The sequence below is a fragment of the Exiguobacterium sp. LL15 genome, from assembly GCF_024436095.1.
GTDB classification, from domain to species: domain Bacteria; phylum Bacillota; class Bacilli; order Exiguobacteriales; family Exiguobacteriaceae; genus Exiguobacterium_A; species Exiguobacterium_A indicum.
In genome coordinates this window covers 1,062,293-1,076,951 of record NZ_JANFNX010000001.1, presented here as the reverse complement: position 1 = coordinate 1,076,951, position 14,659 = coordinate 1,062,293, and the positions used below count along the sequence as shown (strand labels likewise).

Annotated in this window: 14 protein-coding genes; 9 read left to right on the top strand and 5 right to left on the bottom strand. The window is 45.4% G+C overall.

Annotated features, from left to right (window positions below; genetic code table 11):
• Window positions 1-78 precede the first annotated feature (78 nt).
• Together NOM72_RS05305 and putP are read left to right on the top strand one after the other, a co-directional pair.
• Window positions 79-1,254, top strand: a complete 1,176-nt coding sequence (locus tag NOM72_RS05305) for a MalY/PatB family protein (protein ID WP_023468576.1) — start codon at window positions 79-81, stop codon at window positions 1,252-1,254.
• A 261-nt stretch (window positions 1,255-1,515) separates the two neighbouring features.
• Window positions 1,516-2,988 carry a sodium/proline symporter PutP gene (putP, locus tag NOM72_RS05300; protein WP_023468577.1) on the top strand — a complete coding sequence of 491 codons (1,473 nt, stop codon included), beginning with the start codon at window positions 1,516-1,518 and terminating at the stop codon, window positions 2,986-2,988.
• Between the two features lie 56 nt (window positions 2,989-3,044).
• Here putP and NOM72_RS05295 read toward each other — a convergent pair whose 3' ends face one another.
• Together NOM72_RS05295 and NOM72_RS05290 are read right to left on the bottom strand one after the other, a co-directional pair.
• Window positions 3,045-3,836 carry a class I SAM-dependent methyltransferase gene (locus NOM72_RS05295; RefSeq protein WP_023468578.1) on the bottom strand — a complete coding sequence of 264 codons (792 nt, stop codon included), beginning with the start codon at window positions 3,834-3,836 and terminating at the stop codon, window positions 3,045-3,047.
• A gap of 41 nt (window positions 3,837-3,877) precedes the next feature.
• A complete protein-coding gene (locus tag NOM72_RS05290) occupies window positions 3,878-4,192 on the bottom strand; it encodes a hypothetical protein (protein WP_023468579.1) in 315 nt (104 codons plus the stop codon).
• A gap of 204 nt (window positions 4,193-4,396) precedes the next feature.
• Between NOM72_RS05290 and NOM72_RS05285 the strand changes: the two genes are divergently transcribed.
• From NOM72_RS05285 to NOM72_RS05275, 3 genes are all read left to right on the top strand, one after another.
• Complete coding sequence (locus NOM72_RS05285) at window positions 4,397-4,879, top strand: GNAT family N-acetyltransferase (RefSeq protein ID WP_023468580.1); 483 nt, start codon at window positions 4,397-4,399, stop codon at window positions 4,877-4,879.
• Between the two features lie 126 nt (window positions 4,880-5,005).
• Window positions 5,006-5,704 (top strand): queuosine precursor transporter, encoded by a 699-nt coding sequence (locus NOM72_RS05280; RefSeq protein WP_255998023.1) that lies wholly within the window; start codon window positions 5,006-5,008, stop codon window positions 5,702-5,704.
• 59 nt (window positions 5,705-5,763) lie between these two features.
• On the top strand, window positions 5,764-6,120 hold the full coding sequence (locus NOM72_RS05275) for a PilZ domain-containing protein (RefSeq protein ID WP_023468582.1): 357 nt from the start codon (window positions 5,764-5,766) through the stop codon (window positions 6,118-6,120).
• A 235-nt stretch (window positions 6,121-6,355) separates the two neighbouring features.
• Here the strand turns inward: NOM72_RS05275 and NOM72_RS05270 are convergent, their stop codons facing one another.
• Window positions 6,356-8,026, bottom strand: coding sequence for a glycoside hydrolase family 13 protein (locus NOM72_RS05270; RefSeq protein ID WP_255998021.1), 1,671 nt, complete (start codon window positions 8,024-8,026; stop codon window positions 6,356-6,358).
• A 224-nt stretch (window positions 8,027-8,250) separates the two neighbouring features.
• On the opposite strand from NOM72_RS05270, the gene NOM72_RS05265 reads away from it, so the two are divergent.
• The 3 genes from NOM72_RS05265 to NOM72_RS05255 are packed head-to-tail and all read left to right on the top strand — an operon-like array spanning window position 8,251 to window position 10,184.
• The gene (locus NOM72_RS05265; protein WP_023468584.1) at window positions 8,251-8,868 is read left to right on the top strand and encodes a hypothetical protein; all 618 of its coding nucleotides are present in this window, start codon (window positions 8,251-8,253) and stop codon (window positions 8,866-8,868) included.
• Window positions 8,869-8,916: 48 nt separating this feature from the next.
• Window positions 8,917-9,711, top strand: a complete 795-nt coding sequence (locus NOM72_RS05260; protein WP_055968468.1) for a thymidylate synthase — start codon at window positions 8,917-8,919, stop codon at window positions 9,709-9,711.
• Window positions 9,708-10,184, top strand: coding sequence for a dihydrofolate reductase (locus tag NOM72_RS05255; RefSeq protein ID WP_035396944.1), 477 nt, complete (start codon window positions 9,708-9,710; stop codon window positions 10,182-10,184). The genes NOM72_RS05260 and NOM72_RS05255 overlap by 4 nt, the downstream gene beginning before the upstream one ends.
• A 50-nt stretch (window positions 10,185-10,234) precedes the next feature.
• Here NOM72_RS05255 and NOM72_RS05250 read toward each other — a convergent pair whose 3' ends face one another.
• Complete coding sequence (locus tag NOM72_RS05250) at window positions 10,235-11,752, bottom strand: diguanylate cyclase (protein WP_255998019.1); 1,518 nt, start codon at window positions 11,750-11,752, stop codon at window positions 10,235-10,237.
• Window positions 11,753-11,832: 80 nt separating this feature from the next.
• Window positions 11,833-13,227, bottom strand: a complete 1,395-nt coding sequence (gene fumC / locus NOM72_RS05245) for a class II fumarate hydratase (RefSeq protein ID WP_050677406.1) — start codon at window positions 13,225-13,227, stop codon at window positions 11,833-11,835.
• A 118-nt stretch (window positions 13,228-13,345) separates the two neighbouring features.
• On the opposite strand from fumC, the gene NOM72_RS05240 reads away from it, so the two are divergent.
• Complete coding sequence (locus NOM72_RS05240) at window positions 13,346-14,650, top strand: hemolysin family protein (RefSeq protein ID WP_255998016.1); 1,305 nt, start codon at window positions 13,346-13,348, stop codon at window positions 14,648-14,650.
• Window positions 14,651-14,659: the final 9 nt, after the last annotated feature.

Genomic DNA, 14,659 nt, shown 5'->3' with positions numbered 1-14,659 from the left:
TCGACTTGCCCCACTCTCTCTCTATCCGCTATGGTGAAATGGAGTCATTCAACTATTGAAGAACAGGAGTGAAGTCTGATGGAACAAATCAATTTTGATGAAACGATCGAGAAACGAAATACAGGATCCGTCAAGTGGGACGGGCTCCCTTCGCTATATGGATCAGATGAGCTGATTCCAATGTGGGTCGCCGACATGGACGTCCGTCCACCCCACAATTTGACAGAACGATTGACTAGACGTGCTGCTACAGGTCATTTCGGTTACTCGATGTTTGAAGACGAAGCCAAACGAGCAATTCAACAATGGTTTCAAAAGCGATATGACGTCACAATCACTACTGATTCCATTCTCTACTCAAGTGGTGTTGTTCCAGGACTTGCACATACTGTCCTCGCACTGACGGAACCGAGTGATGAAATCATCATCCAGACACCGGTCTATCCTCCATTTCATCAAATCATTCAGTCTAATCAACGACAACTCATTGAAAATCCGCTTCTTTTAGACGGTGAGACGTACCAGACTGACTTTTCACTTCTCGAACGGCAAATGCGAACAGCACGTATGATGATTCTTTGTAGCCCGCATAATCCAAGCGGTAAAGTCTATCCGAGAGAAGAATTACAACAAATCGTCGAACTCGCGAAGCAACATGATGTTTATCTTGTATCCGATGAGATTCATGCGGACCTCGTCTATACAGGTTCCGTGCACACGCCCATTCTCGGTTTGGATTATGAAAAACTCATTTTAGTGAGTGCCCCATCCAAAACGTTCAATATTCCGGGTCTCTATGCGTCTTATCTAATCGTACCTGACATCTCGATTCGTCAACAAATCGAACGTGTCCAACAACGTCATTTCGTTCACCCGAATGCATTGGCTTCGACTGCGATTTCAGCAGCGTATGGTGATGCTATGAGTGAACAATGGCTGTCACAATTACTTGTGTATTTAGAAGGAAATCGTGACCATGCCATCCGTCGGATTCGCCAAGAGATGCCAAAATTAGACGTTGTCATTCCAGAAGCAACTTTCTTGTTGTGGATCGACTTCAAAGCACTCAAACTGGATAGTAAAACACGAGCAGATTGGCTCGTCAAGGAGGCAAAAATCGCTCTAACACATGGTTCTTCGTTCGGATCTGGCGGAGAAACATTTGAACGGTTAAATATCGGGTGTCCTCGTGCACAATTAGATCAGGCATTAGACCGTTTAAGCTCCGCATACCAACAGTTTTGGACCCATTAACATGACACGAATGATCCTAATTTATTAGGGTCATTTATTTTTCATTTAATTATTCTGAACATTCGAACTAGTAGAACTTCAACAGGGACTAAAACCGTCCCAATCCCTTAAGGCACTAGGCGTAGCGGTACTTTTCATGAATTTGACGTGACTTGCAAAGTCGTTTTATCCCCTGTAAGGTGGGGAACATATCATTTGGCGAATGAGTCAATACATGCTTGATCGCTGAAAAAAACTATTGCATTTGGAGGATTTAACTTTATGACGCAAGAATGGATTTCAATCATCCTGTATCTTGTTCTCATGTTGGCAATCGGTTATTTTGCCTACAAGCGAACGACGAATACAGAAGATTACATGTTAGGCGGACGCGATCTCGGTCCAGGTGTCACAGCACTCTCTGCTGGTGCATCGGATATGAGTGGATGGATGCTCATGGGACTTCCCGGCGCCATGTACGCGACAGGTGTTTCAGCACTCTGGCTCGCACTCGGATTATTGATTGGATGTTACGTAAACTATTTAGTACTCGCACCACGTTTTCGACTTTATACGGAAATGGCGAACGACTCGATTACGATCCCTGATTTCTTAGAGAATCGTTTTGAAGACAAATCACGTGTGCTTCGTACTGTATCAGCACTCGTCATCATCATCTTCTTCACGTTCTACACATCAGCTGGAATCGTCTCAGGTGGAAAATTATTTGTCAGCTCATTCGGATTTGATTACCACTATGGTATGCTCTTGACGATTGCGGTCGTAATCGCCTACACGTTATTTGGCGGTTTTCTCGCAGTTAGTTGGACCGACTTCGTCCAGGGCTGTATCATGTTCATCGCACTCGTGCTTGTTCCTGTCGTCGCATTGACAGACGTCGGCGGAGTCGATGGTGCATACAACTACGCTGAAAAATTAGACCCTTCGTTGTTTGATCCACTTAAAGGAACAACAGTTCTTGGAATCATCGGATTCCTTGCCTGGGGACTTGGTTACTTCGGTCAACCACACATCATCGTCCGTTTCATGGCGATTCGCTCAGTCAAGGATTTAAAAAGCGCCCGTCGTATCGGGATCGGATGGATGTTCATCTCGATTCTTGGTGCGATGATGACAGGACTCGTCGGAATCGCCTATTTCGAAGGTCAAGGGAACGGACTTGGCGACCCGGAAACGGTCTTTATCCGCTTCTCTGACGTACTGTTCCACCCTTATATCACTGGGTTCTTGATGGCTGCGATTCTTGCAGCAATCATGTCGACGATTTCATCACAGTTGCTCGTTACTTCGAGTGCGTTGACAGAAGATTTTTATAAAACGTTCTTGAAAAAGGATGCAACGGATAAACAACTCGTCTTTACTGGTCGAATCTCTGTGCTTCTCGTAGCAATCGTTGCAAGTGTACTCGCTTGGAATCCGTCAGCGACGATTCTTGCACTTGTCGGTTATGCATGGGCTGGATTCGGTTCTGCCTTTGGTCCGATCATCTTGCTTTCTCTCTACTGGAAACGGATGACGAAACAAGGTGCACTGGCTGGTATCATCTCAGGTGCCTTGACTGTCATCATCTGGGTTCAACTCGGACTTAGTACGACGCTTTACGAAATGGTACCTGGATTCTTCACAAGCTTGATCTTTACGGTCGTTGTCAGCTTGATGACGAAACAACCAGTCAATGCCGTTCAGGAAACGTTTGAAGAGATGGAAGACGAATTAAAAGACGCTGTTCAATAATCAGCGAATAACGAGTAAGACCTCTGCCGTATGATTGGCAGAGGTCTTTTTTTGATCTACAGTTCAATCACGCCATAATGCAACTTCGACGTTTTACGCTTTGTTCGTTCGAACCCAAACCGTTCAAACAAGGGGCTCTCATAATGTGCTTTTAAAACGATACGCTGACGTGCCACACGCTTCGCCTCCACCATCGCTTCCACAGATAAAGCTTCATAGTTCGCAAGCGTTCGTAAAGCGTCGAGATGCGTCGATTCTTCGACGGTCTGTTCGAACATAGGATCAAAGTAGATGACATCAAAGGAGTTATCCGGACATTCTTTCAAAAAGGCTAAATGGTGTTTGACTTTCACTTCGATTCGTCGCATCGCTTGATTGATCGGTTCGTAAGATTCTTCCCACCGTTTTAATCCATTCTTGACGACAAATGCTGTCTCAACCCGGCTTTCTAACCCGATGATCCGCCCCCGCTCTCCGATGGAATGACTCATGACAATGGCATCTGCTCCAAGACCAAGTGTGCAGTCAAGCACACGCATCCCTTCCGATAAGCGTCCGATTGTAACGAGAGGATCGCCTCCTCCTGCATCAATTTGTTTGATGCGAAACACCGCACTTGAAGGATGGAAAAAGAACGATGTGGTCTCACCTAGTGGATATAAATCAAGCCGTTGTTTATCGACGACAAGCACCGGTAATCCTGTCTCCTGTTGCAAGTGTTCTATGCTTTTTTTCTGACGCACGACATAGATAAAATGTATCGTCTCATCCGCTAACAACTGCTTCACACGATGATGCACGTCGTCAGTCGGACGAAGACATGTCGTCAGTCCAATGGTTGGTTTCATAATGCGTTCCTCCATAAAAAAATAAGCTAGCCGGAGCTAGCTTATTTCTTTTTCTTCAATAATCCTTCGATATCTTCAATCAATGCTTTTTTCGAAATTAGGTCTTCTTGCTTTTCCTGTTCGACTTTTGCATCGACCGTCGTCCGCTTCATGAGTGCCTGAAGCGTTTCATCGATGCTTGACTTCAAATGATCGCGGTCTTCTTTATTAAGGGAAAGATCATGTTGAACTTCATCCCCTTGTTCATCTAATTGGCGTAAGCGTTCCGTCAATTGTTTCGCTTCACGATTCAAGTCCGAATACAATCGTTCGATTTGCTCTAGACGCAATTTGATTCCGTCACGTTCTGTGAACACGTTTTCCAGCCCCTTCCAGTATGCAGTTGTCTACATCATTACTTTACCATATTCCACGGGAATTAAAACAATCACAAGATGATTACAGAATGACTTTTTTTATATTTGTCACTACGCATCGGCTTTAGTTAATTTTTGCAATTGCACGGAGGGTATCGCTATAATGTAAACGAAGCATCAATTGGGATGAGGGAGGATTTTGTGATGGAATTGAGACGTCGAACATTACGTCATGTCGATCAAGCTGAGTACGATCATTTCTTGAAGTATGGCGAGCAAGCATATGGACTGACTCCGCAAGAAATCAAAGGGTATGACCATGAGCTTGGAGAAGAGCGGGCTTTTGATTCCGTCGAGCACAGCTATCCTGAAGATTATTACTTTGATATCGTTGAAGCGGATACGATCATGGGGCGGGTTCTGCTCTTAAAAATGGGTCACTACTTCCAACTCGACTTCATGGTGTTTGATCCCTATACGCGTCGGGGTCTAGCTACTCAAGCAGTTGCTGAAGCATTGACGTATTCTGGGGTACTAGATCGTCACGAAGTACGCGCGCGTGTCCTTGAACAATCACCACACGCTTCGTTTGCAAAACGCATTTTGGAAGCGAATGATTTTACGTCGACAGAGAACTATTACGTCAAAGGAAGACGTCGTCGGTACTCTCTGCAACGAATGGGCTAAAGACCATCCGAAAGACCATGAAACTCATGGTCTTTTTTTAATGCCCCTCATCGCTTCGTCACCTTTGACAGTTGATGAATTTCAGCGTACAATTTTCATCTGTATGAACAGAAAGGAGTACATCTCATGAACGAATGGTTATGGATCCCTTCCATTTTTTTAACGATGGGATTATTGATTTTCAGTTATTATTTATTTGGTAAGACAGGATTGTTGATGTGGATTGCCATCGCAACAATCATTGCAAACATCCAAGTCACACAAACCGTCGATATTTTTGGTTTCGTCTTCACGTTAGGGAACGTCGTGTATGGCAGTTGTTATCTAGCGACAGATATCCTCAATGAAAAATACGGAAAACAGATCGCTCGTAAAGGCGTCTATATGGGGTTCTTCTCCCTGATCACGACGACCGTCCTCATGCAGTTCAGTCTCTTGTATACACCACTTGCTGATAAGGCTGCACTCGAAACATCCGATTCCTTGCATTTATTGTTTGGACTCTTACCATGGATTGCTGTTGGTAGTCTTGCCGCTTATCTCGTCTCGCAACTATTCGATGTCTTTATCTATTCAAAGATCCGTCAGAAGACAGGCGAACGTAAGCTTTGGTTACGGACGACAGGGTCAACCGTATTAAGTCAATTGCTTGATACGTTGACGTTTTGTGCGATTGCCTTTCACGATATGCCCTTCTCCATCTGGTGGCAAATCTTCATTACGACGTATCTTGCGAAATTCGTCGTCGCTTGGTTCGCGACACCATTCATGTATTTAGCAAAACGTATCCACCCAACGAAACAATCGACAGACGCTGCTGCATGACCTAAAAAAAACTAGAAGACTTGACGAAATTGTCGGATAATGGGAGTGGAGGTGCCTACATGAAAATTAAACGGAATGAACCCTTTCGATATACGCTGAAAAAACCAATAACAGGTGAATTTCATTTATTGAAAAATGACCAGCGTACTCCTAAAGGGCTGATGAAAATTCATAATATCTCACCGAACGGACTAGCAATCAGCACAGAACTAAAACTTCCACTCCTCAAATCAATGAAAATCGTGGTTGAGTTCTCATTGATCGAGGGTCAAGAACCTTTGTGCATCGAAGGTCAGTTATTGCACGAGAAGCCAGTGGGTCCCGAAAGACTGTATGGCATCCGCCTCAATCCATCAACGACTGATCGTGATACAATCATCGCTCAGGTTAAACAAGTCGCTCAATTGGAGCGATAATTTATAAAGAAAGGGTGGCAGAATGATGATCTGCCACCCTTTTCTCGTAAAAAATGACGCGTCACACGCAACTTCTATAGGAAACAGCGCATTTATGCGCTTCAGAGACAAACAAGACCCGCTTTCCTGCTTGAATGAAGTAGGAAAGCGGGCTTAGTGTCTCGCCTGAGAAAGGGGCGTGAAAAGACGCGTCATTCTTTTTTTGAGTCAGCCCTCTGTTTTATGGCTAGATGAATCAACCTTCAAACGTACGGAAGACGACTGCCTCATAAGGTCGAAGTGTGAGTTCGTCGGTAATGACGGACTCTTCATAGTTTCCGATGACCCGATCTGACGTATCATGCGTAGACGGAATATTCACATCATGATCCGCAAACGAACAGTAGACATACCATGTCTCCCCTTCAAGCGTTCGTGAGTAGGCGTAAACTTCTGGATGATCTTCGAGTAAGAGTTGATAGCGACCATAGACGACGAGCTCATGGTCATGTCGTAGACGAATCAACTGTTGATAGTAATAAAAGATGGATTGCTCATCTGCAAGCGCCTGTTCGACGTTGATTTCCGGATAGTTCGGATTGACCTTCAACCATGGTGTTCCCGTTGAGAAACCAGCGTTCTCCGACGCATCCCACTGCATCGGTGTCCGCGCATTGTCACGTCCTTTGACATGGATGGAACGTAGTAGTTCAGCCGGTGATGCTCCTTGTTCCGTACGTTCTTTCCACATGTTCCGAATTTCGATATCTTCATAGTCTGCAATGTCTTCAAAAGCGACGTTCGTCATACCGATTTCCTCGCCTTGATAGATATATGGCGTCCCTTTTAACAAATGCAATAATGTAGCAAGCATTTTAGCTGACTCGACGCGGTACGTCGTGTCATTTCCGAATCGACTAACGACACGGGGTTGATCGTGGTTGTTCCAATAGAGCGAGTTCCAGCCCGTCTCATGTAAGGCCGTCTGCCATTTGGTGAAGTTTTGCTTGAGTTTAAGTAAATCAAACGGAATGACGTCCCATTTCCCATTCGGACCTGAATCGAGATCCATATGTTCGAACGTAAAGACCATGTTGACCTCTTTACGTGCCGGATCCGTGTAAAGAATGGCATCATCCGTCGTCGCTCCTGGCATCTCACCGACTGTCAGGACATCGTATTTACCGAAGGAGGCTTCGTTCATCTCGTGTAAAAACTCATGGACACGCGGTCCGTTGATATAATGTTCTCCACCATCTCCATACAGTGCTCCTGGATGGACCGTCGCATCTGGTAAGCCAGGTGTCTTCGAAATCAAGTTGATGACATCCATTCGGAAACCATCAATCCCTCGATCCAACCACCGACGAATCATCCCGTACACATCATGACGCATCTGCTCATTTTCCCAGTTCAAGTCAGGCTGCTTCTTCGAGAATAAGTGTAAGTAATACTCATTCGTTGTTTCATCATATTCCCAGGCAGGTCCAGAGAAAATCGATCCCCAGTTGTTTGGTAGCGAACCGTCTGAATTTGCCGGGCGCCACATATAATAATCCCGATATGGATTGTCCTTGCTTTGACGCGACTCCGCGAACCACTGATGTTCATCTGACGAATGATTGATGACGAGGTCCATGACGATTTTGATATCTCGTGCATGTGCCTCATCTAGAAGACGATCAAAATCATCCATCGTCCCGAATTCCTTCATGATGGCTTCATAATCACGGATATCATAGCCATTATCGTCATTCGGTGAATCATAGACAGGACTTAGCCAAATGACGTCGATACCAAGTGTCTTCAAATAATCCAACTTTTCGATGATTCCGTTCAAGTCACCGATTCCATCCCCATTCGAATCATTATAACTACGTGGGTAAATTTGATAAACGACACTATCATGCCACCATTTACGTTCCATCCTCAACACTCTCCTCTTTTATGTACGTAACGTGCTACATATTGAGCAAACGATTGCATCAATTTGTAAAAGCGCTTTCAATTATCACAACGTCATCTTAACATGTCCATGAGAGGTGCTCAAGCAAGAACCTTAACATATTTGATATCATGAAATATGAAATACAAGTGTTTACTACATCCAAGATGATGGGAAAGAAAGGTATGAGAAAGGAGTGTGGACAAATGTATCGTCGATATTTGCTCTTCCTTGTCTGGGCGATTGCTATTGTCTTCATCTTATTATTTGGAAATAATCGTGTCTTTCCAGAAGGTTTCTTGATGTCGTTTTTACGTTTCGACCAAAGTCAATTTGATACATCCGCGTTAAGTTTATTTGCCTTACTCGGCATTTATCCGTTCGCTTTCTTTTTACTATTTCTAGATGAGAAACGATTCATGCGCCCCGGACCGCTCGTCGCAAGTATTGGATCGTTCTTCTTAGGTGCCTTCGTGTTGATGCCTTATGTCGCCCTCGCTATTCCAAGGAAAACGTTTCTTCCTTTTCGTCGTCGCGGGTGGATTCCTACCGTCGTCGCCTTACTTAGCGTCGTGACGACATTATTGCTTTGGATTGCTCTTGCTCGGTCTGATTGGAGTATATTCCGCATCTACTTTGAGACCAATCAATTCGTTCGAACGATGACCGTCGATTTGTTATTATTCTACATTCTGCAAGTCTATCTGCTCCGGCGCATTCGTGTTCGGAATGCACAATCACTAGAGTGGCAAGACGTGATTCCGCTCTTTGGCTTATTCCGTTATCTATTCGCAAGACATTTACCGACATCCTCAAAATCTTAATTTATGGTACAATGAAATTTGGATTTTTCGAAAAGGAGATGTCATCCGATGGAACAATATCATGCACTTTGCGAACACATTTTGGAACACGGAACAAAAAAGGAAGACCGGACGGGAACGGGAACACTCAGCGTGTTTGGTCACCAAATGCGCTTCTCCCTTCAAGATGGTTTTCCTCTCATTACGACGAAAAAGTTACATATGAAGTCGATCATCCATGAGTTGATTTGGTTCATCTCGGGTGATACGAATATTCGTTATCTACAGGAAAATGGTGTGCGGATTTGGAACGAATGGGCCGATGAGAACGGAGATCTAGGTCCTGTTTACGGGGCACAATGGCGCTCTTTTCCACGTCCAGATGGCACGACGGTCGATCAGCTAGCACAAGTCATTGAACAGATTAAGACGAATCCGGATTCTCGTCGTTTGATCGTCAGTGCTTGGAATCCTGGACAAGTCGATGAGATGGCTTTACCACCTTGTCATCTCTTGTTCCAATTTTATGTCGCTGACGGAAAACTATCATGCCAATTGTATCAACGTTCAGCTGATGTTTTCCTAGGCGTACCATTTAATATTGCATCTTATGCGTTACTGACACATATGATTGCTCATGTGTGTGGACTTGAGGTTGGTGACTTCGTTCATACGCTCGGTGACGCTCATATCTATTCAAATCATATTGAACAAGTTAATCTTCAGTTGACGCGTACCCCGAAAAAATTACCGACGCTGCGCTTCGCTCGAACAGTCGATCGTATTGAAGACTTCCGCTTCGAAGACATCATCATTGAAGGCTATGATCCTGATCCGCACATTAAAGGTGTGGTAGCCGTATGATCACACATATCGTAGCGTTTACAAAAAATCATGTCATCGGTCGTGACAATGCGATGCCTTGGCACCTTCCAGCTGATTTAGCTCACTTCAAGCGTACGACGATTGGCAAACCTATCATCATGGGACGAAAGACGTTCGAATCCATCGGACGACCGTTGCCCGGTCGAGAGAACATCGTCATTACGCGCGATCAGACGTTTGCAGCCGAAGGTGTAACGGTATGGCATGATCTATCTGCTTTGCAACCATACGTCGATTCAGAAGAAGAAGTCTTTTTGATTGGTGGTGGAGAGTTGTTTGCTCAAACGCTTCCTCTTGCTCGCCGCCTGTATGTCACTGAAATTGATACGGTTCTTTCTGGAGATGTACATTATCCCGAAATCCCATCTTCATTTCAGATTACTTCCGAAACACATTATGATGCGGTCGAGGGAAACGATTATCCGTTCATCATTCGTCGATATGATCAGTAACTAAAAAACAGCCACATTGCTCCGTATGATGGACGAATGTGGCTGTTTTTTTAAGGAATTTGCATGATCCATTCAGCAATCCATTCCTCCATATCAGAATCGATCTGTGAGGTCATGATATAGTCTGTCGCACCGCATGATAGCGCATTGGCTAAACGATCGTCTTCTTGATCCGTCACGACCAAAGCATCAATGATCGATTCCCGTTGTTGTCTCCACTCCTCTAATCGTACAAAGTTCTCGCTTGCTAACTGATCGAGTGAAAGAATCGCCAATTGTATTGGCGACGTCCGTTGATCATCTAGCGGAATCACCTCAATATGGTATTTCGGATGACCCGGCATATCAAGCGTATGTACCTGTTTAAGGAATCCTTCCTCGACACGGATATAGACTGGTATTTTTTCGATCGATATCGCTGTCGAATAGGACACCACTTGATTACGACCATTACGTTTCGCTTGATACAGAGCTTCATCTGCCTCTGCTGTTGCTTGCGCCAGGGATGTGAGGAGATCAAAAGCAAAGGAGAGACCAATCGAAACCGTTACTTTTAATCCGTTCGCAAAAATATGGCGCTCGACACGCTCGCGAATTTTATTCATACTCGCAACGGCTTGCGGTACTGTTTCTGCTGAAAACAATAAGATGAATTCCTCACCACCGAAACGAATGAATTCATCATCGAGACGAGCGGCTTGTTGAACGATGGTAGCTAGTTCGGAGAGGACCAAATCCCCCGTTGGATGTCCATGTAAATCATTGATCCTCTTAAAATGATCGATATCAAAAATCGCTAACCCAAATGTCCGCTGTTCACGTTCGAGACGTGCTACGCGACGATCAAAGGCATTTTGGAGGTATTTCCGGTTATAAGCTCCCGTCAGTTCATCGACCAAGATCGTCGAAGATACGACCCTTAATTTTCGTAATAGTCTCGCTAGACGAACATGTCGTTCTTCATTCGTCACTGTCTCATCCCAGTAGTCATCGGCTCCCATCTCATAGCTGACTTGACGAATATCAGACCGGTTTGGACCTACGATGATGACGGGAACGAATGCTGACTCCATTTGTTTGATCAGTTTTTGGAACAACTCCAATGATTCCACGATAGATGAATGGTCGATAATGACGGCATCCATAGCAATATCATGTGATATCGACAACGTGTCTTCCACCGAACTGAAGAATCGTGACATATAGCGCTCCTGTTCGAGCGATTTTTTCCATTTGATATTCTCAAGAAAACGTCTTGTCACAGTGACGACCAATTCTTTTCGAATCCGGTTGGCGCGTGAACGGTCCGACAACTGATCGACGATTGGCTGCAGTAATTCTTTAACGATTGGCTGCGTGATGACCGCATTCATTTGTTCCCACGTCGCTTTTTCCCGACTCACTTGATCGGCAAGTCCTTTAAACAGTTCCTCTCTCCCGAGTCCTTCAAGCCAGCTTGCCAATGCGAGTAGTTCTGTTCGTGGCACGGCCGGCATCCGAAGTAACGTCTCGACCATGATGATCGTCTGTTGCAGTTGTTTTTCTATTCGTTTTCGACTTCGTTCCATCCAATCCCCTCTCTTTCTATACATCCGAAGAACAATCCTCGGATAAAGAGAAAGCGAGGGAAATCCCCCGCTTTTTCAACTCACGCTTTTAAGTTCGGACGGACCATATCTGCTGGTACGATCCATTGATCATATTGTTCTTCTGTTAATAAACCAGTCGCAAGTGCTGCTTCTTTTAATGTCGAACCTGACTGATGCGCTGCCTTTGCAATTTTCGCCGCATTCTCATATCCGATATGCGGGTTGAGTGCAGTGACAAGCATCAACGAACGTTCGACGTTCTCAGCGATGACGGACTGTTCTGGTTCGATTCCGATTGCGCAGTGGTCATTGAACGAATGCAAGGCATCTGTCAGTAAACGAACCGATTGTATGAAGTTATACATGATGACCGGCTTGAAGACGTTTAGTTCGAAGTTTCCTTGACTTGCAGCAAAACCAATCGTCGCATCGTTTCCAAGGACTTGCGCTGCGACCATCGTCAACGCTTCACTTTGAGTCGGATTGACTTTCCCCGGCATGATTGAGCTTCCCGGCTCATTTTCTGGAATCGTGATTTCGCCGATTCCTGCTCGTGGACCTGACGCGAGCCAGCGAACGTCGTTTGCGATCTTCATCGCGTCCATCGCTAACGCTTTGACCGCTCCATGTGTAAAGACGAGTTGATCGTGGCTCGTTAGGGCGTGGAATTTGTTTTCTGCGCTCGTGAATTCATATCCCGTCTCCTCGCTCATCTTTTGCGCAGCCAAATCACCGAACTCAGGATGTGCGTTGATACCCGTTCCAACAGCCGTACCTCCGATTGCTAATTCTGTTAACGGATCAAGCGTCCGTTCGATCATCTGCTTCGAAAGTGCAAGCATCCGGACCCAACCGCTGATTTCTTGACCGAGTGTGATCGGTGTAGCATCTTGCAAGTGTGTCCGTCCAATCTTGACGATATCCGCAAACGCGTTCGCTTTTTCGTCAAGTGTCGCATGCAACGCATCGATTGCTGGGAATAGTGATTCCAGCAAGACTGTCTTCGCCGCTAAATGCATCGCTGTCGGATATGTATCATTTGAACTTTGTGATTTGTTGACGTCATCATTCGGATGAATCGTCGTCTCACTGCCTTGTTCTTTTAACTTGCGTGTCGCGACCCGAGCGATCACTTCATTGACGTTCATATTCGACTGTGTACCTGAACCCGTTTGCCAAACGACAAGCGGAAACTCATCATCGAATTTCCCCGCGATGATCTCGTCACATACTTCAGCGATGACACCCGCTTTTTCTGCCTCAAGCACGCCTAAGTCGCGGTTCGCAAGCGCCGCTCCTTTTTTCAGGACTGCAAAGGCACGAATAACTTCAATCGGCATTTTTTCCGTTCCGATCTTAAAGTTTTCTAGACTACGTTGTGTTTGTGCGCCCCATTCCTGCGCTTCTGGTACACGAATTTCCCCCATCGTGTCACGTTCTACACGGTATTCCATAAACAAATTCCCCCTTTTGATTATTTCTCTTTTAGTTTAACGCAAAAGTAGACAGAATGGGAATGAGAGAGACAGTTTTCGGGAATAGTTTATTATCGAAAAAAGGAGTGAAGATTTCATGTGGTTGATTAACTTAACGATTGTACTGCTTTTGATTCTAGCAAACGGTATTTTTGCGATGACTGAACTCGCTTTGCTTTCCTCAAAACGGTCCAAATTAGAGAAAGCAGCGAATGATGGCAAAAAGTCAGCCCATGTTGCGTTAGAGTTACTTGATCGACCAACCGATCTGTTATCGACTGTTCAAGTCGGCATCACGTTAATCGGCATCGTCAATGGTGCCTTTGGTGGTGCCGCTCTCTCAGGACCGGTCATCAAGTGGCTTGCTCAATTCGCGTGGCTCGCCCCTTATGCCAGTACGATCGGCTATATTCTCGTCGTAACGATCATCACCTATATTTCTCTCGTCATCGGTGAACTCGTTCCTAAGCGTGTCGCCCTTGTCAGTCCAGAACGGGTCACGATGTGGCTTGCTCCACCGATGCGTTTTTTCTCGATTGTGCTTCGACCATTCATTTGGGTTCTAAGTAAGTCGACGAGTTCCATCTTCCGTTTGATTGGTCTGGATCGCCTGCAAACAGAAGACGAGACGGAAGACGAAGTCCGGCAATTACTGATTCGTGGTACGCAAGAGGGAACCTTCAATCGATCAGAAGCGGAGCAAGTCTCTCGTGTGTTTGATTTTCATGATTTGTACGCGTACGAACTGATGGAGCCGCGTACCGTTACCGAATGGATTGACTTAGCGGATGACTCCGACACGATCTTACAAGAGCTCCGGCAAGCACGACATCGAAACTTACCGGTTGGTCATGGTGACTTGGATCACTTTGTCGGTTTCATCGATGCGAAAGAGGTGCTATCAACGGAACGACCTGTTCAAGAACTTGAACGACTGATTCAATCACCACTGATCGTTCCCCGTCAATTAAAAGCAACCGTCTTGCTTGAACGGATGCGCAAAGAGACGGTATCCATCGCCTTTGTTCTTGATGAATACGGTGGTTTCCTCGGCATGATCACCTTATTCGACATCCTCGAAGCATTCGTTGGCGAAATTTCAAGCGTCGAGGAAGAACCGGAACTCGTCATGCGAAAGGATGGCTCCTTCCTCGCGGATGGTCTATTGCACATTGATGATTTAAAGCGGACGCTCGGTTATACAGAAGTCTTACCCGGTGAACAGTTGAACGCCTATCATACGGTTGCTGGTTTGATTCTATATACGTTAGGTGATGTACCCTCCCGTGGAAGTACTGTCGAAATTGGACCGTACCGGTTTGAAGTCGTTGATTTAGACGGACGACGCGTCGACCAAATTCTGATCGAGCGCATCGAACATGAACAAACACCCCTACCGTGAGGATAGGGG